Raw genomic sequence first — 19,914 nt, 5'->3', positions numbered from 1 at the left:
TTGTGAGGCTAGACGTTAGTCTTCCCCCGATGAGCAGCCATCCCAGCCGCAAGCCCCGCGTCGCCGTCGTCTTCGGTGGCCGGTCCTCCGAGCACGCCGTCTCGTGCGCCACCGCCGCAGGCGTCCTGCGGGCGATCGACCGCAACACCTACGACGTCGTGCCGGTGGGCATCACGCGCGACGGTGCCTGGGTCCTTGCCGCCGACGACCCCGATGCGCTCATGCTCACCCCGGGCAGCACGCCCGAGGTGACCGACACCGGGACCGAGGTCATCCTCCCCACGCGCGTGGGGCAGTCCTCGCTCTCCGTCCACCGTCCGGGCGAGGCGCTCGAGGCCCTCGGCGAGGTCGATGTCGTCTTCCCGCTGCTGCACGGCCCCTACGGCGAGGACGGCACCCTGCAGGGCATGCTCGAGCTCACCGACATCCGCTACGTCGGCTCGGGGGTGCTTGCCTCCGCCGCCGGTATGGACAAGCACTACATGAAGGTCGTCTTCGAGGGAGCCGGCCTGCCCGTCGGGCCCTACACGGTCATCACCGACACCCAGTGGCGTCGTGACAAGACGGCGGCGATGGACGCGGTCGGCGCCTTGACATACCCCGTCTTCGTCAAGCCCTGCCGCGCCGGGTCCTCGATGGGTGTGTCCAAGGTCGATGGCCCCGAAGGGCTCGAGGCGGCGATCGTGGCCGCGCGCGAGCACGACCTCAAGATCATCATCGAGTCGGGCATCGTCGGTCGCGAGATCGAGTGCGCCGTCCTGCAGGGACGTGGCCTCGACGCCCCGCGGACCTCCATGCCGGGCGAGATCGTCGTCGAGTCCGGTCACGGGCACGACTTCTACGACTTCGAGGCCAAGTACCTCGACGAGGCCTCCGTCGTCCTGTCCTGCCCGGCCGACCTGCCCCAGGCCGTCTCCGACGAGGTGCGTCGCCTGGCGGCCGAGGCCTTCGAGTCGCTGGCCTGCGAGGGCCTGTCGCGGGTCGACTGCTTCGTCACCGAGGACGGCGACGTGGTCATCAACGAGATCAACACGATGCCCGGGTTCACCCCGCACTCGATGTACCCGCGGATGTGGGAGGCCAGCGGCGTGTCCTACCCCGAGCTCGTCGACGAGCTCATCCAGCTCGCTCTCGAGCGGCCCGTCGGCCTGCGCTGATCCCTCAGCTGCAGGAGTAGTCGTTGGTCGGCAGCTCCTTGACCGCCGCCGAGAAGGCGGGCAGGAGCAGCGGGCCGGGTCCGTGCTCGCTCGGCACGATGACCTCGATCGCGGGATCGCGACCGAAGCTCGTCAGGCGGGCACCGTCACCGAGGTCCTCGGCGATCCACCCGATGCCGTCGACGACGACACACTGCTCCTTGGTGGGCGGCATCGCCGGCATGCCGCAGCGGGCGACGACCGCAGGATCGCCCCAGGCCTTGATCGCCGGGCTGCTCGGGCTGGTCTCACGGGGCGTCAGCCCGGACAGGTCGGTCGGCCAGTGCTTCGCCGCGGCCGCGCACGACGGGCTGTCGGCCGCTGGTGGCATTCCCACCTCGACGGACCCACCGCAGCCGGCGAGGAGCAGGGGGAGGGACAGGACGCCGGCGAGTGCGGCACGAGGTCGGCGTGAGGAGGGCACGGCCGGGAGGCTACCGTGCGGTGCTGACCCCCCTTCGTCCGAGCGGAGCGTGACCGATGGCCCCCACCCGCCTGTCCGACCTGTCCGAAGGGGATCTGCTCGCCCGCCTCTTCCCGATCTTCGACGGGACGAAGGGGGTGGCCCGCCTCGTCCTCGGGCCCGGCGACGACGCTGCCGTGCTCGGGTCACCCTCGGGCGCGGTCGTGCTCACGACGGACTCGATGGTCCGCGACCGCGACTGGCGGGACGACTGGTCGTCCGGTCATGACGTCGGACGCAAGGTGGTCGCTCAGAATGTCGCCGACATCGCGGCCATGGGCGCCGTGCCCACCGGCCTGCTCGTCGCGCTCGCGGCGGACCCGAGCACGGAGCTCGCGTGGGTCCTCGACCTCGCCGAGGGGATCGCCGAGGCGGCCCGGGAGGCCGGCGCCCCGGTGGTCGGCGGCGACCTGTCGTCGGCCGGCGAGGGCACGGTCCTCGTGGCGATCACGGCGACGGGTGATCTCGGGGGACGTGCGCCCGTGCGCCGGGACGGGGCCCGCCCCGGGGACGTCGTGGCGGTCTGCGGCGGGCTCGGTCGCTCCGGGGGAGGGCTGCAGCTGCTGCTCGAGGGCCGCGGGCGCACTCACGCCGACGGCGAGCCGGAGCCGGCCGACCGGGCCGTCCATGAGCTGTGCCTGGTGCACCGCACCGCGGGAGCGCCACCCGTCGAGCAGGGACCGCTCGCGGCCGACGCCGGGGCCACCTCGATGATCGACATCTCCGACGGGCTCGTGCGCGACCTGGGTCGGGTCGCCCGGGCGAGCGGCGTGCGGATGGAGCTGTCGGGAGCGGCGCTGGCGCGAGCGTCTGCCGGCGCGCTCACCGAGGCGCTGGGGGAGGCCGACGCCCTGCGTCAGGTCCTCTCCGGTGGCGAGGAGCACTCGCTCGCGGCCACCTTCCCCGCGGGTGCGGTGCCGCAGGAGTGGGACGTCCTGGGCGTGTGCGCCGAAGGGGAGCCCGCTGTCGTCGTCGACGGCCAGGTCCCCCTGGTCACCGGCTGGGACCACTTCCGGCCCTGACCCCCTTCGCCCCCATGACCGTTCGTCTGCATTGCCCTATGGCAATGCAGACCAGGGAACGCAAGCATTCCCCTATGGCAATACAGGGGACCCTGCATTGCCATAGGGCAATGCAGGGTCTTGGGCTCGTGGGGACGAAAAAGCCGCCGTCCCCTGGAAGGGGAGCGGCGGCTTCTTGTCAGGCTCGGGTCAGCGCTTGACCTTGCCGGCCTTGAGGCACGAAGTGCAGACATTGAGACGCTTCGGGGTCACCCCGGCATCGCCCACCTTGGCGCGCACGCGCTGGATGTTGGGGTTCCAGCGACGCTTGGTGCGGCGGTGCGAGTGCGAGATGGAGTGTCCGAAGGACGGTCCCTTGCCGCAGACGTCGCAGTTGGCAGCCACGGGTTTCTCCTGTGTTCGTCAGTCAGTGAATGATGTCGCTCGATCGCTCCACCCGAAGGGGGCGCGTCACCGGGCAACCGGTACAGACTAGCCGAGGTCGTGCCGCAGGGCCAAAACGGTGCCGGGACCGCCATCGTGCCTCGGCCGGAGAGAGGTCCTTCGCCCGCGATGTCGCCGTCGTCCACTAACCTGAGCGCGTGCTGGAGGTCCTCGACGCAGAGTCAGTCCGTCGGTGGGTCGTCGTGACCCGAGCGGCCCTTGCCGCGCGACGGGCTGAGATCGACGCGCTCAACGTCTACCCCGTCCCCGACGGCGACACCGGTACCAACATGTACCTCACCCTCGACCAGGCCCTCGACACCGCCCGCACGGAGCAGGAGCGGTTGGGGATCTTCGGGACGGTGCCGCTGCCGGTCGAGACAGCCGCCCTCTCCCGGTCGGCCCTGATGTCCGCCCGCGGCAACTCCGGCGTCATCCTCAGCCAGATGATCCGCGGCGTGAGCGAGGTGGTCACGGCCGGCAACCTCGAGGTCATCGACGCAGACGCGGTCGTCCGGGCAGTGCAGCAGGGGGCCATTCGCGCTCGCGAGAGTGTGGTGCGTCCGCAGGAGGGCACGATCCTCAGCGTCGCCGACGCGACCGCGCTGGCGATGGCGCGCGTACGAGCCGAGGACGGCACCCTCGGTGACCTGACCCGCGCTGGCGTCGAGGCCGCGCGCACCGCCCTGACCCGCACCCCCGAGCAGCTGCAGGTCCTCGCTGATGCCGGGGTCGTCGATGCCGGCGGTGCCGGGTACCTGCTCTTCGTCGAGGCGCTCGACCAGGTCGTCCACGAGCTCGGGACGCCCTCTCGGTTCGCCGTCGACGAGTTCACACTCAACCCCTCCCTCGAGCGACGCGCCGACTGGTCGCGTGAGCGCGCCGAGGGCGCTCCACCACCGAGCCACGAGGGTCCCGCCTACGAGGTCATGTACCTGCTGCACGACGTGAGCGACGACGGGGTGAGCCGTCTGCGTCTGCGCCTGGACGAGATCGGGGACAGCGTCGTGGTGTCCACGGCCGAGGACCTGTGCCACGTCCACGTGCACACCGCCGACATCGGCTCGGCCCTCGCGGCCGGGCTCGAGCATGCAGCACCCCAGCGTGTCGCCGTGACCCTGCTCGAGACCCTGGTGCAGCGGCCACGGAGCGGGGTCACCATCGTCGCGTGCGCCGCGGGTCCGGGGATCGCCGCCGCCCTCCAGGAGTCCGGCGCGATCACCCTGGCGTCAGGGCCGGGCCACCGGGCCTCGGCCGGCGAGATCCTCGCTGCGGTCCGGGCGGCCGGCAGCGAAGAGGTCATCCTCCTGCCCAACGACCGGGACACCCGGATGGCCGCCGACGCCGCAGCCCACGCAGCCGAGCAGGAGGGGCAGGTGGTGCACGTGATCACCTCTGGCACGGCGGTCCAGGGGTTGGCCGCACTCGCCGTCTTCGACCCGGGCGCGTCCACGCAGCACAACGTCCTGGCGATGACGCACACCGCGGCGGCCACCCGGCACGGCGCGGTGACCGTCGCCGTCAAGGCCGGCCTGACCAGCGGTGGCCTCTGCGAGGTCGGCGACGTGCTGGGCGTCGTCAGCGGTGACATCACCATCGTCGGATCGGACGCCGAGCAGGTCACCCTCGAGGTCCTCGACGGCATCATCTCCACCGACACCGAGCTGGTCACCCTCGTCGTCGGTGAGGGCGCACCCGACGGGCTGGTCGAGTCGATCACCGAGCAGGTCGAGTCCCGTCGCGCCGGCATCGAGGTCGAGGTCCTCGACGGCGGGCAGCCGCACTACCTGCTGCTCCTCGGGGCGGAGTAGTGGCCGGGGAGTCCACCCGGCTCAAGGGCCTGCTCGGCGGTCAGGCAGCGGGCAAGCTGGCCAAGCACCGCCAGATCGAGACCGTCGGGGAGCTGCTCGACTTCTGGCCACGCCGCTACCGCACGGCCGAGGCCGACCTGGGCGACCCGCGGGTCGGGGACTTCCTCGTGGCCGTCGCCCGCGTCGAGACCGCCAACGCACGGCCGATGGCCAAGCGCCGCGGCCGGATGCTCGAGGTCGTCATCACCGACGGCAGCTCCCGGATGCGGGTCACCTTCTTCGATGCCCGGGGTCACGAGCACAAGCTGCTCCCCGGGCGTGAGTTCCTCTTCGCCGGGACGGTCTCCGAGTTCAACCGTCAGCGCCAGCTCGCCCACCCCGGCTACGCGACGCTCGAGGAGGCGGCGGCACTCGGCGAGCTCGGCGACGCCGACCACAGTGGTCTCATCCCGATCTACCGGCATGTCCCGGGCGTCCATCCGTGGACCATCACGCGGTGCGTGAGGCTGGTGCTGGGTCAGCTCGACGACGTCGCCGACGCGATCCCCGAGGCGGTGCGTGCTCGCCGGGGTCTGCTCGACCGGGGCGGCGCCCTTCGTGCCATCCACGCACCCCGGGACGACAGTGATGTCGCCTCGGGCAAGCGCCGCCTGCGGTACGAGGAGGCCTTCGTCCTGCAGTGCATCCTCGGCCAGCGCCGCCTCGCGGCGGCTTCCGTGGTCACGCAGGGGCGGACCCCGCGCGAGGGCGGACTGCTCGCTGCCTTCGACGAGCGGCTGCCCTTCGACCTGACCGCAGGGCAGGAGCAGGTCGGCCGCGAGGTCCTCGCCGAGATGGCCCGGCCCACGCCGATGCACCGGCTGCTGCAGGGTGAGGTCGGCTCCGGCAAGACGATCGTCGCGCTGCGGGCGATGCTCGCCGCCGTCGACGCGGGTGGCCAGGCTGCCCTGCTCGCTCCGACGGAGGTCCTCGCGTCGCAGCACGCCACCTCCATCCGCTCCATGCTCGGTGACCTGGCCGAAGGGGGGATGCTCGGCGGCGACGAGCACGCCACCCGCGTCGCCCTGCTCACTGGCTCGATGTCGACCGCCCGCCGCCGCGAGGCGATGCTCGAGATCGCCTCCGGCGACGCGGGCATCGTCATCGGCACGCACGCACTCCTCGAGGACAAGGTGACCTTCGCCGACCTGGCCCTGGTGGTCGTCGACGAGCAGCACCGCTTCGGTGTCGAGCAGCGAGACGCCTTGCGGGCCAAGGGAGTCACGCCTCCGCACCTGCTCGTCATGACCGCCACGCCGATCCCGCGCACGGTAGCGATGACCGTCTTCGGCGACATGGAGACGTCGACCCTGCGCGAGCTTCCGCGAGGACGCCAACCGATCACGACGCATGTCGTGCCCGTGTACCGGCCCGGATGGGTCGACCGGGTCTGGCAGCGAGTCGCCGAGGAGGTCGCCGCCGGTCGGCAGGCCTATGTCGTCTGCCCGCGCATCGGTGGCGACGAGGACGACCTCGACGGCATCGACCTCGTGACCGAGGGTGTCGCCGACGACGAGCACGACGACGGGGAGCGTCTCGAGAGCGACGAGACCGTGCGGCCCGAGCGGCCGCTGGCGGCCGTCGAGGAGGTCATCGAGACCCTGCGGGCCCACCCCGCACTGCATGGACTGACCCTCGAGGTGCTCCACGGGAAGATGGCCCCGGAGGACAAGGACGCGGTGATGGCCAGGTTCCACTCCGGCGACGTCGACGTCCTCGTCTCCACGACGGTCATCGAGGTGGGTGTCGACGTGCCCAATGCCTCGACGATGGTCATCCTCGACGCCGACCGCTTCGGGGTCTCCCAGCTGCACCAGCTGCGTGGTCGCGTCGGACGTGGCGGCGATCCGGGGATCTGCCTGCTCGTGACGGCGACCGAGAGCGAGAGCGCCGCCGAGCGGCTGACGGCCGTCGCGGACACCACGGACGGCTTCCACCTCGCCCAGCTCGACCTCGAGCAGCGACGCGAGGGGGATGTGCTGGGCACCGCCCAGCACGGCGTGCGCAGCCAGCTGCAGCATCTGTCGGTGCTGCAGGACGGCGCGATCATCGAGGAGGCTCGCGAGGACGCCCAGGCGATCCTGGCCGAGGACCCCGAGCTCGCCGCGCACCCCGATCTGCGCGAGACGATCGACCACTGGCTCGACGCGGAGCAGGCCGCCTACCTCGAAAAGGGCTGACCGCTCCCTTCGCCCCGTGCTCCGGCCGGCAACTCCCCGGGTGGATCCTCCACGAGGTGATGGCGCATCATGGACGCGTGACTCGGATCATCAGCGGCGAGGCCGGCGGGCGGCGACTGCGCACGCCCACGGGCGACGGCACCCGGCCCACGACCGACCGCGTGCGTGAGGCGCTCTTCTCAGCACTCGAGTCGCGCGACGTCCTCGACGGGGCGCACGTCATGGATCTCTACGCCGGATCCGGGGCGCTCGGGCTCGAGGCCGCCAGCCGCGGCGCGGCCAGCGTGCTGCTCGTCGAGTCCGACCGGGGAGCCTCGGCGACGATCCGCGCCAACATCTCCGACCTCGGTGTGGCTGGCGCCCGACTGCAGTCGTGCTCGGTGGAGCAGGCGCTCAACCGGCCCGCCTCCCTGCGATACGACCTCGTCCTGGCCGACCCGCCATACGACGTGACCGAGGAGTCGCTGGCAGCCGTCCTCGAGATGCTGCTGGCCCACCAGTGGCTCGCGCAGGAGCCGGTGATCGTCATCGAGCGGTCCTCCCGGTCGCCCGAGCCGACCTGGCCCGACGGCATCGTCGCCGAGGGGTCGAAGTCCTACGGGGAGACCGTCCTGTGGTTCGCCACGCAGGTCGGGCCCGACTACCAGATCTGACTCGGGACGAGAGGGTGTCGCGGAGGTCGGGATCGGGTAGGAATGACCCATGACCGACTACTCGATCCCGCAGCCCACCTCTGGGGACATCGTTGACCTGATCACCGACGACCACCGCCTCCTCGAGGAGCTCATGCGCGCGATGCGCGACGAGAGCGCCGACCGGGACGCGGCCCGTGCTGCCTTCGCCGACCTGCTCGTCGCCCACAGCGAGGCCGAGGAGGGCGATGTCTACCCCAAGCTGAAGTCGAAGAAGGTCATCGACGGCGAGGAGGAGGAGCACGGCGAGGAGGAGCACGCCGCCACCAACGAGGCACTGCTCACGCTGCTCCAGGCCAAGGGCACGGACACGCAGAAGTTCGAGGACGCGCTCGAGGGCGTCGCGGAGGTTCTCAACCACCACATCGGTGAGGAGGAGCTGTCGATCCTCAACCCCGCTCGAGAGGACGCCTCCGACAAGCTGCGTCAGGAGCTCGGCACGAAGTGGCTGGCCAAGCGCAACGAGCTGCTCGATAGCGGTGCCGGTTCGCTCGACAATGTCGAGGCCATCGTCAAGAAGGCCTACGACGACGGTCTGCTTCCCAACGACGACCAGCCCGACGAGTGACCCGCGCCGTCTGCCCGGGGTCCTACGACCCGGTGACCATCGGGCACATCGATGTCTTCCGGCGGGCCGCCGCGCTCTTCGACGAGGTCGTCGTCGCGATCCTGCACAACCCGGCCAAGCAGGGCACCTTCACCGTCGACGAGCGGGGCGGTTTCATCCGTGACCAGGTCGCCGACCTCGACAACGTCCGGGTCGAGGCCTTCGCCAACCGCCTGATCGTCGACGTGTGCACCGAGCTCGACGCGCAGGTCCTGCTCAAGGGGCTGCGCGGTGAGACCGACTTCTCCTACGAGTGGCCGATGGCGCTGATGAACCGTCACCTCACGGGTGTCGAGACCCTCTTCATCCCCGGAGATCCGCGCCACGAGTACGTCTCCTCGTCCCTGGTCAAGGAGGTCGCCCGCTTCGGCGGAGACGTCACCGGTCTCGTCTCCGACGAGGTGCGCGCTGCGTTGGGCGAGCGGCTGCAGCGGCCCTGAGGCGGCTCCCTCCGGCCGGTTTGGGGCGACGGGGAATCGCCGGTAGTCTTGGGCGTCGGTCTACGTCGTCGTGTCGTTGACCGATCTCTTCGGAAACTGGAGCCATGAAGCGCAACGCCCCCGCCTCGTCCTTGGTGCTCGATGCCAAGAACGTCGGCCGCAGACCCGGGTCGATGCACGAAGTGGACTTCCAGGCCGAGGCGCCAGCTGATTTCGGTACGGACGTGCTGTCCATCCCGCAGGGCCAGATGATGGAGCTGCGGGTGCGGATGGAGTCCGTGCACGAGGGTGTGCTGGTGACAGGAACGGTCTCTGCCTCGGCAATCGGACCCTGCGTACGGTGCTTGGACGATCTCGACCTTCCGGTCAACAATCGCTTCCAGGAGCTGTTCGTGTGGCCGGATCGGGCAAAGCACCACCGCGAGGTGGATGCGGAGGCTGACGAGCAGGACGAGCACCAGATCGTGGACGAGGAGATCAACCTCGAGACGGTGCTGAGGGACGCGGTGCTGCCGAACCTGCCGTTCCAACCGGTGTGCCGGGATGACTGCCCGGGACTGTGCTCCGAGTGTGGAGCCAGGCTCGAGGACGACCCGGACCACCACCATGAGCTGATCGACCCCCGGTGGGCGGCACTCGAGGCGCTTGCGCCTCTTGCGTCGTCGTCGGGGGATGTGGACAACGAAGAGAAGAGGAACTGACGTGGCCGTCCCGAAGCGGAAGATGTCGCGCTCCAACACCCGTAGCCGCCGCGCGAACTGGAAGGCGACGCCCACCGCGCTGTCGACCTGCCCCCAGTGCAAGTCGCCGGCGCCGGCCCACCAGGCCTGCCCGAGCTGTGGGACGTACAAGGGTCGCTACTACGCGACCGCAGATCGTACCGAGCACCAGGCCTGAGTTTCCTGTCGCAATGAGCGACAGGACCTCATCGCAGCAGCGGCCCGTCGAGGAGCTCTCCCGATACCTCACCGAGGTGACAGGGGAGCCCGTCGACGAGCCGCTGCTCACGCGTGCCCTCACACACCGCTCGTACTCCTACGAGCACGGCGGTCTGCCGCACAACGAGCGGCTGGAGTTCCTCGGGGACTCCGTGCTCGGTCTCGTCGTCACCGACCACCTGCACACCACGCACCCCGACCTCACCGAGGGGGAGCTGGCCAAGCTGCGTGCCGCGGTGGTCAACATGCGCGCGCTGGCGCAGGTCGGCCGCACGATCGACCTGGGTGCCTTCGTCAGCCTCGGTCGTGGTGAGGAGACGACGGGCGGTCGAGACAAGAACTCGATCCTCGCCGACACCGTCGAGGCGGTCATCGGGGCGGTCTACCTGTCCACCCCCAGGCCTCGCGGCTTCGACGCCGCCGAGCTGCTCGTCCACTCCCTCCTCGGACCGCTGATGAGGAGCTCGGCGACCCTCGGCGCAGGCCTGGACTGGAAGACCTCGCTCCAGGAGGTCGCGGCGGCCCAAGAGCTCGGGGGCGTCCACTACCGCACCAGCGACGAGGGCCCCGACCACGACAAGACCTTCACCGCCGAGGCGGTCATCGCCGAGGTGCCCCGCGGTCACGGCAGCGGTCGGACCAAGAAGATCGCCGAGCAGGAGGCCGCGGCCGACGCCTATGCCGCCCTCACCGCTGACCGCCCGGCCGCCTCCGCCTGACGTGACCCGGTCGCGACATGCCTGAGCTGCCCGAGGTCGAGGTCGTCCGCCTGGGTCTGGCCGACCACGTGAGTGGGCGGACCATCCAGACGCTGACCCTGAGCGGGCACCGGGTGGCCCGTCGTCACGAGCCCGGCCCGCGAGACCTCGAGGACCGTCTGGCCGGTCGCACGATCACCGGGGCGCACCGCCGCGGCAAGTACCTGTGGCTGTCCCTGGCGGAGGCACCCGAGGCGGTGCCCGACGAGGGGCTCATCGTCCATCTCGGCATGAGCGGCCAGATGCTCGTCACCGACCGCGACGACCCCTTGGCCAAGCACACCCACGCGCGGGTCCGCTTCGCCGACGAAGGGAGCGAGCTGCGCTTCGTCGACCAGCGCACCTTCGGAGGCTTCGCCCTCGCCGATGTCTCGGACGGCGTGCCCTCGAGCATCGCGCACATCGCGCTCGACCCCTTCGACCCCGACTACGACCGCGAGGCGGTCGTGCGCGATGTCAAGCGACGCCGTAGTGGGATCAAGCGGGTGCTGCTCAACCAGACCGTCGTCTCGGGCATCGGCAACATCTATGCCGACGAAGCCCTGTGGCGCGCCTCGGTGCACGGTGAGCGGCTGGCGAGCGACCTGACGAAGCCGGCCATCGGCCGACTGCTCGATCACGCACGCGAGGTCATGGCGCAGGCGCTGGCCCAGGGCGGGACGAGCTTCGACGCGTTGTACGTCAACGTCAACGGTGCCTCGGGCTACTTCGACCGGTCACTGTCCGCGTACGGGCAGGAGGGTCGCCCGTGCTCTCGGTGCGGCACGACGATGCGTCGGGAGCAGTTCATGAACCGCAGCTCCACCAGCTGCCCTCGCTGCCAGGTCCGGCCGCGCGCAGCGCGCTCCTGAGCAGGCAGCGCGTCAGGGGCGGGGGAGCTCCTTGAGCGTGACGGTCTTGCCGGTGTGCTTCTTGCTCAGGTCGGCGAAGGCCTGACGGATGGTCGCCGCGTAGGTGTGGGCACCACCGAGCGAAGGGTGGATCCCGTCGGCCTGCAGGTCGGAGGCGTCCACGGCCGAGTCCCAGTCGGCGAGAGCGACATTGGGGTGCTTGGCGGCGATCTTCTTCAGCGCCGCGTTGTCGTCGTCGATGCGTGAGAGACGGTCAGCGTGCAGGTTGACGATGACGACCATGTGATCGTCTCCGATCTCGGCGAGGATCTTCTCGACGGTCTCGGGGTCGGTGCCGGCGTTGGTCCCGAAGGCGAGGACCACGGCCCGGCGCAAGGAGGTGCCGGCCGCATCCACGGCAGCCAGACCGTCGCTCCAGCGACGGTTGGAGCGGGCGTCGATCTGGATGCCGGGGAAGTAGTACTCGAGCGCGGGGACCGACCCGACGACCATGGAGTCACCGAAGACGTCGATCTGGTTGCCCGTGGGCATCGTGAAGCTCGCGGTGCCGGAGAAGGTCGGGGCGGGCTCGGTCTTGCGCGGGGCCGCTGCGCGCGCTTGGTTCTGCTCGATGGTCCGCTGCGTCGTCGTGGTGTCCGGTGCAGTGACGAGGACGACGCCGAGGACCAGGGCCGCGGTGACGGCGCCGCCGAGGACGATCCGGCGGGTCCGCACGGAGTGCAGGAGGGCGAAGGCCCCGAGGATCCGGCGACCGGTCTTGCGGAAGCCGAGCCGTCGTACCGGTGTCTCGACGAAGCGGAAGGACAGGTCCGCCACGGCCAGGGTCACGACGATCGCCCACACCCGGGTCCACACGAAGGCCGAGGTGCCCGCGTTGGTCGGGATGTCCTGGGCGACGATGAGGATGACCGGCCAGTGCCACAGGTAGATGCCGTAGGAGCGCTGACCGATCCACGCCAGGGGCGGCAGCTCGAGCACGGCGCGCAACCTGCCGGGCCGCTCCACGGCGGCGAGCAGGAGGACGGCGGTGGCCACGGAGACGAGCGGGATGCCGAGTGCGAAGGTCCACGCGTGCTCCTCGCCCGCCAGGACGAAGAGGGCCACGATGGTGGCCATCGCCCCACCGACGAACCAGCGGCGGTGGGTGCACCACCGGGGCGAGGTCGTGTAGGCGCGAAGGGGGCCGGTCCACACGATCGCGAGGGCCGCCCCGAGCATCAGGCCGAAGAGGTGGGTGTCGGTGCCGTAGTACGCGCGGGTGGCGTTGGTGGCGTCGTAGGTGAGGGCCATCGAGACGGCCGAGGCGACACCGACGCCCAGCACGATCGTGGCGAGCACGCCCTCGGTGAGGGCGAAGCGGCGATGGAGCGCCAGCAGACCGAGCATCACGAGCGGCCAGAAGAGGTAGAACTGCTCCTCGACCGCGAGGCTCCAGAAGTTCATGAACAGCTGCGGTGAGCTGGCGGCGAAGTAGTTGCTGCCCTGGGCGATCTCGAGCCAGTTGGTGGAGAAGGTCAGTGCACCGAGCGCCTGGCGACGCACCCCGACGAGCAGATCGGCCTCGACGGTGCGGGCGATGAGGATCGCCGCCGGGACGACGACGAGGAGCGCCGGCAGCAGCCTGCGGGCCCGACGGGTCCAGAAGCCGCGCAGGTCGACGCGGCCGCTCTCGCGTCTCTCCCGCACGAGGAGCGTCGTGATGAGGAAGCCGGAGATGACGAAGAAGACGTCGACGCCCAAGAAGCCTCCGGGCAGCCACGAGGGGTCGAGGTGGAAGATGACCACCGCGATGACGGCGAGGGCACGCAGGCCGTCGAGTCCGGCGAGGTGCCCGCGAGGGGTGCGCCGGGCACGTGTGGTGCTGGCGTCGGGGGTGGCCGCAGCGGGCTTCGAGGTGACCTCGATGTCGGCGGTGGCAGTTGGCTGACCCACGGGGTTGACGCTATGCACTGGGGGGACCGCGGTGGGGGAGGCGCACCGGAGGGCCGGTAGTTTCGCGGGCATGAGCAGCACGACGCGCGCGACCTTGTTCGTCCGAGGGCGGGTCCAGGGGGTGGGCTTTCGGTGGTGGACACGCGCCCGGGCACTCGAGCTGGGCCTGGTCGGCCATGCCCGCAACATGGATGACGGGAGGGTCGAGGTCGTGGCGGAGGGCCCCCCTTCGGCACTGGATCGCCTCGAGGAGCTGTTGCGCGAGCAGCCCTCCACCACCCGCCGACCCGGCAGCGTCACCACCGTGGTCCGGCAGGACTCCAGCGCGAAGGGAGCAGCCGCCGGCTTCGTCGAGAGGTGAGCCTCCTTGTGGAAAACCGCGGACCGCCGACCGCCCTCGTCGATAGCGTCGTCAGCAGGTCGACCGCCGTGGTCGACGGTCGAAGGGGGAGACATGGACACCGAGGCGGCGCTCACCGCATTCAGGGACCAGACTCGTCAACGGATGGCGATGGCCATCCGCGAGTTCGGGGTGTGGAACACCTACGTGGGTGGGGACTGCGAGTGCGCCACGTGTGCTGCGGTGCCCGCCGATGCGTGTGACGACGACCTGGCGACGGAGAGGACCCCCTTCGCCTACACCACCGGGCTGCACGGCGTGGGGCACCCGGAGCTCCTGGTCTTCGGGTTGTCGCCCGACCTGGCCTGCGGCGTCCTCAACGCCGTGTCCGGGTGGGTGCACGCGGGACGCGACCTGGTGCCGGGCGAGCTCGTCGAGCTCGACGGACGAGGACGGGCGCTTCGCCTGGGAGGACGGGAGCCTGCTCGACCCCGCCGACCAGCCCCGACCGGGGGAGTTCCGGGCGTGACCTAGCCTTGACGGGTGAGCGAGACACATCCCGAGCTGCTGCGGCTGCGCCAGTCCATCGACAACATCGACGCGGCCCTGATCCACCTGCTGGCCGAGCGCTTCAAGGCCACGCAGAGCGTGGGCGTGCTCAAGGCCGGCATCGACCTGCCGCCGGCCGACCCCGCCCGCGAGGAGCGCCAGATCGCCCGGCTACGCGACCTGGCCCGCGACGCGGGCCTCGACCCGGTCTTCGCGGAGAAGTTCCTGAACTTCGTCATCGCCGAGGTCATCCACCACCACGAGCAGATCGCGGGGCGCCAGGTCGGCTCCGCAGATTCCTGAGTTTCGCTCGGAGTGTACGGACGAGGCCGCGAGCCGTCGATCGTGGACAATGCGGCCATGGCAACTCAGTACTCCGAGATCTCGGATCGCCTCCGCGGTGTTCTCGAGGAGCAAGCGATGTTCTTCGTGGCCACAGCGGCAGCGGACGGACGGGTCAATGTCTCACCCAAGGGTCTCGATTCTTTGCGGGTTCTGTCACCGAACCGGGTCGTGTGGCTGAACGGGACCGGCAGCGGCAACGAGTCGGCAGCTCATGTGCTCAGCAACCCGAGAATGACGCTCATGTTCTGCTCCTTCGTGCGCGAGCCACTCATTCTCCGGCTGTACGGCGCTGCTCGTGCAGTGCACGAAGGCGACCCGGACTGGAACCGGCTGCTGGATCTCTTCCCTCCGATGCTTGGAGCGCGGACCATCTTCGACGTCGACATCGACCTCGTGCAGACGTCTTGCGGATACGGCGTGCCGCTCTATGAGCTCGAGGGTCAGCGTGACTTGATGCCACGGTGGGCGGAGAAGAAGGGTGAGGAGGGGTTGCGCGCCTACCACCGTGAGCGCAATGCCTCGAGCATCGACGGATTGCCGACGGGCCTGCCGGGGACGTGAGTAGATCGCATAGCGTGATCCCATGATCGAGCTGAAGACCCCCCAAGAGATCGAGGCCATGCGGCCCGCAGGACGCCTGGTGAGCGACGTCCTCCAGCGGCTCACCGAGACCGCGAAGGTCGGCACCAACCTCCTCGAGCTCGACGCACTGGCCCACGACATGATCCGTGCGGCCGGCGGGAGCTCCTGCTACATCGACTACCACCCCTCCTTCGGGGCGAGCCCCTTCGGCAAGGTGCTGTGCACCTCGGTCAACGACGCGGTCCTGCACGGACTCCCGCACGACTACCGCCTGCGCGACGGCGACCTGCTGTCGGTCGACTTCGCCGTGTCCGTCGGCGGCTGGGTCTGCGACGCCGCACGCTCCTTCGTCGTCGGCACCCCCGACCCCGAGGACCTGCGCCTCATCGACACCACCGAACGGGCGCTCGCTGCCGCGATCGAGATCGCGCGTCCCGGCAAGAAGATCGGTGACATCGGCGCCGCCATCGCCGGCATCGCTCGCGCAGAGGGCTACTCGATCAACACCGACTTCGGTGGCCACGGTGTCGGCCGGGAGATGCACGGCGATCCGCACATCTCCAACGACGGTCGTCCCGGGCGCGGCATCCCGCTGCGGCCCGGCCTGACGATCGCCATCGAGCCGTGGTTCCTCGCCACCACCGACGAGATCTTCACCGACCCCGACGGCTGGACCCTGCGCAGCGCCGACGGCTCCCGCGGTGCCCACAGCGAGCACACCATCGCCATCACCGACGGCGACCCGATCGTCCTGACCGCCTGACGCTCCTGGTCCCGAAGGGCCGGCTGGGTCCCGAACGACCCGCTGGGTCGGGCTGGGTGTCGCGGAGCCCGGGTGGGTCGGCGCTGGGCCGAAGTCCTTCGTCGTCCCGTGGTGCCGATCTCGTTCTCGACTTCGGCTTGATTCGCGCCGACCCACCCGAGCTCCGCTCCGTCGCCGATCCGCGCCGGCCACCTGCGGGTAGGTCGCCGGGCGGCAGCCCACCCGGCCAGCGCAACATCGGGCCCCGAGCGAGCCAGGCACCGTAGAGTGGCCCGGATCGCCCGCCGTCAGCCCGAGGAGCGTCCCGCTCGTGTACGTCAAGAGCCTCACCCTCAAGGGCTTCAAGTCGTTCGCCTCGTCGACCCACATGCGGCTCGAGCCCGGGATCACGTGCATTGTCGGCCCCAACGGCTCGGGCAAGTCCAATGTCGTGGACGCGCTCGCCTGGGTGATGGGGGAGCAGGGGGCCAAGACCCTGCGCGGCGGCAAGATGGAGGACGTCATCTTCGCCGGGACGACCGGCCGGGCGGCGCTGGGACGCGCCGAGGTGACGATGACGATCGACAACACCGACGGGGCGTTGCCGATCGACTACTCCGAGGTGACGATCAGTCGCACGATGTTCCGCAACGGCGGTTCGGAGTACGCGATCAACGGCACCTCCTGCCGGCTGCTCGACATCCAGGAGCTGCTCTCCGACTCCGGTATCGGTCGCGAGATGCACGTCATCGTCGGCCAGGGTCAGCTCGACGCGGTCCTGCGCGCGACCCCGGAGGAGCGGCGCGGGTTCATCGAGGAGGCCGCGGGTGTCCTCAAGCACCGCAAGCGCAAGGAGAAGGCGATCCGCAAGCTCGACGGGATGGAGGCCAACCTCTCCCGGGTCGCCGACCTGACCACCGAGATCCGTCGCCAGCTCGGCCCGCTCGGTCGTCAGGCGGAGACCGCCCGCAAGGCCGTCGTCATCCAGGCCGATGCCCGTGACGCGCGCTACCGGCTGCTCGCCGACGACCTGGTGCGGATGACGTCCGCCCTCGAGCAGGAGGTCGCCGACGAGCAGGCCATGCTCGAGCGGCGCAAGGCCTTGGAGCAGGCGGTCCTTGCCGCCCGTACCCGTATCACCGAGCACGAGGAGGCGGGCGCCGCTGCAGCCGCCGACCTGGCGGCCGCCCAGCAGCGGGCCGTGCGTCTGGCCTCGCTGGCCGACCGGCTGGCAGCGACCGCGTCCCTGGCCGCGGAGCGGGTGCGTCTGCTCGGGCAGGACGAAGAGGTCGAGACGACGAGTGGCCGCGATCCCGAGGCGCTGCGGGCGCAGGCAGCCCAGGCCCGGGCGGACGAGGAGGCGCTGCGCGCCGAGATCGCCCGGATCACCGAGGAGCTTGCCGAGGCCGTTGCCGCTCGCGAAGGACTGGAGAAGGCCTTCACCGCCGAGCAGCAGCGCATCGCTGCCCTGGCGCAGCGTGCCGCCGACCGTCGTGAAGGACTGGCTCGGCTGGCTGGCCAGGTCGGCGCCCGCCGTTCGCGCATCGAGGCCCGCGAGGCCGAGGTCGGTCGGCTCGAGGAGAGCGTCGCCACGGCGCTCGCCCGGGCCAGCGAGGCCGAGCGCGAGTTCCACCGCCTCGAGGGCACGATCGCCGACGAGGAAGGGAGCGAAGAGGGCCTCGACGAGGTCTACGAGCGCGCGACCGACGCGCACGACGCTGCCGCCGAAGAGGTCGAGCGGATCGTCGAGGCCGGTCGCACCGCTGACCGTGACCGTCAGTCGGCACAGGCCCGCCTCGAGGCCCTGGAGCTGAGCCTGCGCCGCAAGGACGGGGTCGAGGCGCTGCGCGAGGCAGCCGACGGCGAGCACGAGATCCTCGGCTCCGTCGCCGAGCTCGTCACGGTGAGCGGTGGCCACGAGGCCGCCGTCGCCGCGGCTCTGGACCAGGCGGGCAATGCGCTCGCCGTGGGCAGCATCGACGCTGCGGCCCGCGCGGTCGAGCGGCTGCGCGCGGACGACTCCGGCCGGGCGACCCTCGTCGTCGGGGCCACTGCCCGACCCTCCGACCGGTCGACCTGGCCCGGCCTGCCGGACGGTGCGGTGTGGGCTCTCGACGTGGTCGAGGCGCCCGACGGGGTGCGCCCCGCGGTCGACCAGGTCCTCGAGCGCGTCGCCATCGTCGCGGACACACCCGCAGCCCTGGCCCTCCTGGCCCAGGTCGGCCACCTGACCGCGGTCACCCGCGACGGTGACGTCTACGGACCCGGCTTCGTGCGCGGCGGGTCGAGCGCCGCTCCCAGCCTGCTCGAGCTGCAGGCCGCCGTCGACGAGACCCGCTCGACGCTGCAGGACGCCACGCGGCGCAGCGAGGAGTCGACCTTCGCCCTCACGACGGCCCGCAACGTACTCGCGGAGCGACGCGAGATCCTGGACGGCGCCATGGAGGCGCTGCACGAGTCCGATGCCCGGATGGCAGCCGTCGCCGAGCAGCTGGGCGGTCTGGGCACCACGACCCGCACGGCGCGAGCCGAGGCCGAGCGCACCCGGGCCAAGATTGCCGACGTCTCCACCGCGCTGGAGACCGACAGGGCCGAGTTCGCCGAGCTCGAGCAACGACTTCAGGATGCGTCCGCGGCGCCGACGGAGGACGAGAGCGACGAGTCGGCCGACGACCGTGAGCGTCTCGAGCTGGAGGCGAGATCTGCCCGCACCGCGGAGACCGAGGTGCGTCTCGCCCTTCGGACCAAGGAAGAGCGAGCCCGGTCGCTGCACGGTCGGGCGGAGTCGCTCGAGGGCGCAGCCCGCAACGAGATCGCCGCGCGGGAGCGACTGCGGGCCCGCCGGGAGCGTCGCCGCCGCGAGGCCGAGGTGGCTGCCGCCGTCGAGACCGCTGCCCGCTGGTCGGCAGAGCGCATCACCGCTGCGTCCGTCGTGGCTGCCCAGCAGCGCGACACGGGGGAGGCCGCCCGTGTGGAGCGCGACGAGGCCCTGCGTGGCCTGCGCACCGAGCTGACCGGGCAGCAGGACTCCCTGCGTGAGCTGACCGACGAGGTGCACCGCGACGAGGTCGCCCGGGCCCAGCAGATCGCGCGGATCGAGCAGCTGCAGAGCAAGGCGATCGAGGAGCTGGGGGTCGACCCGGACGCCCTCATGGAGGAGTACGGCCCGCACCAGCTCGTCCCTCACGTCGCCGGTCCCGACGAGGACCCGCAGGCCGAGGACTTCCCGCAGCCGCAGCCCTATGTGCGTGAGGTCCAGGAGAAGCGGCTGCGCACCGCCGAGCGCGGGCTGAAGGCATTGGGCCGGGTCAACCCGCTGGCGCTGGAGGAGTTCGCGGCGCTCGAGGAGCGGCACACCTTCCTCACCACCCAGCTGGAGGACCTGCGCCAGTCCAAGAAGGACCTGCTGTCGATCGTCGCCGAGATCGACGAGCGGGTCGAGCAGGTCTTCTCCGAGGCCTTCGCCGACACCGCCGAGCAGTTCGAAGGGGTCTTCTCCCGACTCTTCCCAGGGGGTGAGGGGCGGCTCATCCTCACCGACCCCAGCAACATGCTGACGACCGGGATCGAGGTCGAGGCGCGCCCGCCGGGCAAGAAGGTCAAGCGCCTCTCGCTGCTCTCGGGAGGCGAGCGCTCGCTCGTCGCGGTGGCTCTGCTCGTGTCGATCTTCAAGGCGCGGCCCTCGCCCTTCTACATCATGGACGAGGTGGAGGCAGCGCTCGACGACACCAACCTCGGCCGACTCATCATGCTCTTCGAAGAGCTGCGCGACTCCAGTCAGCTGATCGTCATCACCCACCAGAAGAAGACGATGGAGGTCGCCGACGCGCTCTACGGCGTATCGATGCGCGGTGACGGCATCACCACCGTCGTCAGCCAGCGACTGCGTGACGTCGCCCCCGAGGGCCAGGCACAGCCGGCCTGACCTCCCACCGCCTCAGTCCGTCGAGGTCCGGACGGCGGGTCGAGTTGAGCAGCCTGACCTGAGAGAGGACCATGGGGCC

At 70.7% G+C, this 19,914-nt stretch carries 20 protein-coding genes; 17 read left to right on the top strand and 3 right to left on the bottom strand.

Annotated elements, in window-relative coordinates; translation table 11 throughout:
- The first annotated feature begins 29 nt into the window (after positions 1–29).
- Positions 30–1,157 (top strand): D-alanine--D-alanine ligase family protein, encoded by a 1,128-nt coding sequence (locus ASG73_RS06255; protein ID WP_055992429.1) that lies wholly within the window; start codon positions 30–32, stop codon positions 1,155–1,157.
- Positions 1,158–1,161: 4 nt separating this feature from the next.
- On the opposite strand, the gene ASG73_RS06250 is transcribed toward ASG73_RS06255, so the two are convergent.
- Positions 1,162–1,620 (bottom strand): DUF3515 family protein, encoded by a 459-nt coding sequence (locus tag ASG73_RS06250; RefSeq protein ID WP_055992426.1) that lies wholly within the window; start codon positions 1,618–1,620, stop codon positions 1,162–1,164.
- Between the two features lie 56 nt (positions 1,621–1,676).
- Between ASG73_RS06250 and thiL the strand changes: the two genes are divergently transcribed.
- Entirely contained in the window at positions 1,677–2,681 is a 1,005-nt protein-coding gene (gene thiL / locus ASG73_RS06245) for a thiamine-phosphate kinase (RefSeq protein WP_055992423.1), read from the top strand.
- A gap of 189 nt (positions 2,682–2,870) precedes the next feature.
- On the opposite strand, the gene rpmB is transcribed toward thiL, so the two are convergent.
- Entirely contained in the window at positions 2,871–3,065 is a 195-nt protein-coding gene (rpmB, locus tag ASG73_RS06240) for a 50S ribosomal protein L28 (protein ID WP_007927862.1), read from the bottom strand.
- A gap of 197 nt (positions 3,066–3,262) precedes the next feature.
- Between rpmB and ASG73_RS06235 the strand changes: the two genes are divergently transcribed.
- The 9 genes from ASG73_RS06235 (at position 3,263) to mutM (ending at position 11,420) form a co-directional block, all read left to right on the top strand.
- Complete coding sequence (locus ASG73_RS06235; RefSeq protein ID WP_055992421.1) at positions 3,263–4,915, top strand: DAK2 domain-containing protein; 1,653 nt, start codon at positions 3,263–3,265, stop codon at positions 4,913–4,915.
- Entirely contained in the window at positions 4,915–7,134 is a 2,220-nt protein-coding gene (locus ASG73_RS06230; protein ID WP_055992418.1) for an ATP-dependent DNA helicase RecG, read from the top strand. Before ASG73_RS06235 ends, ASG73_RS06230 begins: the two co-directional genes overlap by 1 nt.
- A gap of 77 nt (positions 7,135–7,211) precedes the next feature.
- Complete coding sequence (gene rsmD, locus ASG73_RS06225; protein ID WP_055992416.1) at positions 7,212–7,787, top strand: 16S rRNA (guanine(966)-N(2))-methyltransferase RsmD; 576 nt, start codon at positions 7,212–7,214, stop codon at positions 7,785–7,787.
- A 49-nt stretch (positions 7,788–7,836) separates the two neighbouring features.
- Complete coding sequence (locus ASG73_RS06220; protein WP_055992413.1) at positions 7,837–8,394, top strand: hemerythrin domain-containing protein; 558 nt, start codon at positions 7,837–7,839, stop codon at positions 8,392–8,394.
- Entirely contained in the window at positions 8,391–8,873 is a 483-nt protein-coding gene (gene coaD / locus ASG73_RS06215) for a pantetheine-phosphate adenylyltransferase (RefSeq protein ID WP_055992410.1), read from the top strand. The genes ASG73_RS06220 and coaD overlap by 4 nt, the downstream gene beginning before the upstream one ends.
- Before the next feature lie 104 nt (positions 8,874–8,977).
- Entirely contained in the window at positions 8,978–9,574 is a 597-nt protein-coding gene (locus ASG73_RS06210) for a YceD family protein (RefSeq protein ID WP_055992407.1), read from the top strand.
- Position 9,575: 1 nt separating this feature from the next.
- Positions 9,576–9,770, top strand: a complete 195-nt coding sequence (gene rpmF, locus ASG73_RS06205; RefSeq protein WP_007927847.1) for a 50S ribosomal protein L32 — start codon at positions 9,576–9,578, stop codon at positions 9,768–9,770.
- A gap of 13 nt (positions 9,771–9,783) precedes the next feature.
- Positions 9,784–10,530 carry a ribonuclease III gene (gene rnc, locus ASG73_RS06200; protein WP_055992404.1) on the top strand — a complete coding sequence of 249 codons (747 nt, stop codon included), beginning with the start codon at positions 9,784–9,786 and terminating at the stop codon, positions 10,528–10,530.
- A gap of 17 nt (positions 10,531–10,547) precedes the next feature.
- Positions 10,548–11,420, top strand: coding sequence for a bifunctional DNA-formamidopyrimidine glycosylase/DNA-(apurinic or apyrimidinic site) lyase (mutM, locus tag ASG73_RS06195; protein WP_055992401.1), 873 nt, complete (start codon positions 10,548–10,550; stop codon positions 11,418–11,420).
- A gap of 12 nt (positions 11,421–11,432) precedes the next feature.
- Here the strand turns inward: mutM and ASG73_RS06190 are convergent, their stop codons facing one another.
- A complete protein-coding gene (locus ASG73_RS06190) occupies positions 11,433–13,352 on the bottom strand; it encodes an acyltransferase family protein (RefSeq protein ID WP_055992398.1) in 1,920 nt (639 codons plus the stop codon).
- Between the two features lie 70 nt (positions 13,353–13,422).
- Here ASG73_RS06190 and ASG73_RS06185 point away from each other — a divergent pair, with 70 nt between their 5' ends.
- The 6 genes from ASG73_RS06185 (at position 13,423) to smc (ending at position 19,835) form a co-directional block, all read left to right on the top strand.
- On the top strand, positions 13,423–13,713 hold the full coding sequence (locus tag ASG73_RS06185; RefSeq protein ID WP_055992801.1) for an acylphosphatase: 291 nt from the start codon (positions 13,423–13,425) through the stop codon (positions 13,711–13,713).
- A 93-nt stretch (positions 13,714–13,806) separates the two neighbouring features.
- Positions 13,807–14,226 carry a DUF4262 domain-containing protein gene (locus ASG73_RS06180; RefSeq protein WP_055992395.1) on the top strand — a complete coding sequence of 140 codons (420 nt, stop codon included), beginning with the start codon at positions 13,807–13,809 and terminating at the stop codon, positions 14,224–14,226.
- 9 nt (positions 14,227–14,235) lie between these two features.
- Positions 14,236–14,544 (top strand): chorismate mutase, encoded by a 309-nt coding sequence (locus ASG73_RS06175; RefSeq protein ID WP_055992392.1) that lies wholly within the window; start codon positions 14,236–14,238, stop codon positions 14,542–14,544.
- A 42-nt stretch (positions 14,545–14,586) separates the two neighbouring features.
- The gene (locus ASG73_RS06170) at positions 14,587–15,147 is read left to right on the top strand and encodes a pyridoxamine 5'-phosphate oxidase family protein (RefSeq protein WP_235499373.1); all 561 of its coding nucleotides are present in this window, start codon (positions 14,587–14,589) and stop codon (positions 15,145–15,147) included.
- Positions 15,148–15,169: 22 nt separating this feature from the next.
- Positions 15,170–15,931: a type I methionyl aminopeptidase gene (map, locus tag ASG73_RS06165; RefSeq protein ID WP_055992389.1), complete on the top strand. Its 762-nt coding sequence runs from the start codon at positions 15,170–15,172 to the stop codon at positions 15,929–15,931.
- A 310-nt stretch (positions 15,932–16,241) separates the two neighbouring features.
- Entirely contained in the window at positions 16,242–19,835 is a 3,594-nt protein-coding gene (gene smc, locus ASG73_RS06160; RefSeq protein ID WP_055992386.1) for a chromosome segregation protein SMC, read from the top strand.
- Positions 19,836–19,914: the final 79 nt, after the last annotated feature.

The sequence above is a fragment of the Janibacter sp. Soil728 genome (assembly GCF_001428305.1).
Lineage (GTDB): Bacteria > Actinomycetota > Actinomycetes > Actinomycetales > Dermatophilaceae > Janibacter.
This window is presented reverse-complemented; position numbering and strand designations above follow the sequence as displayed.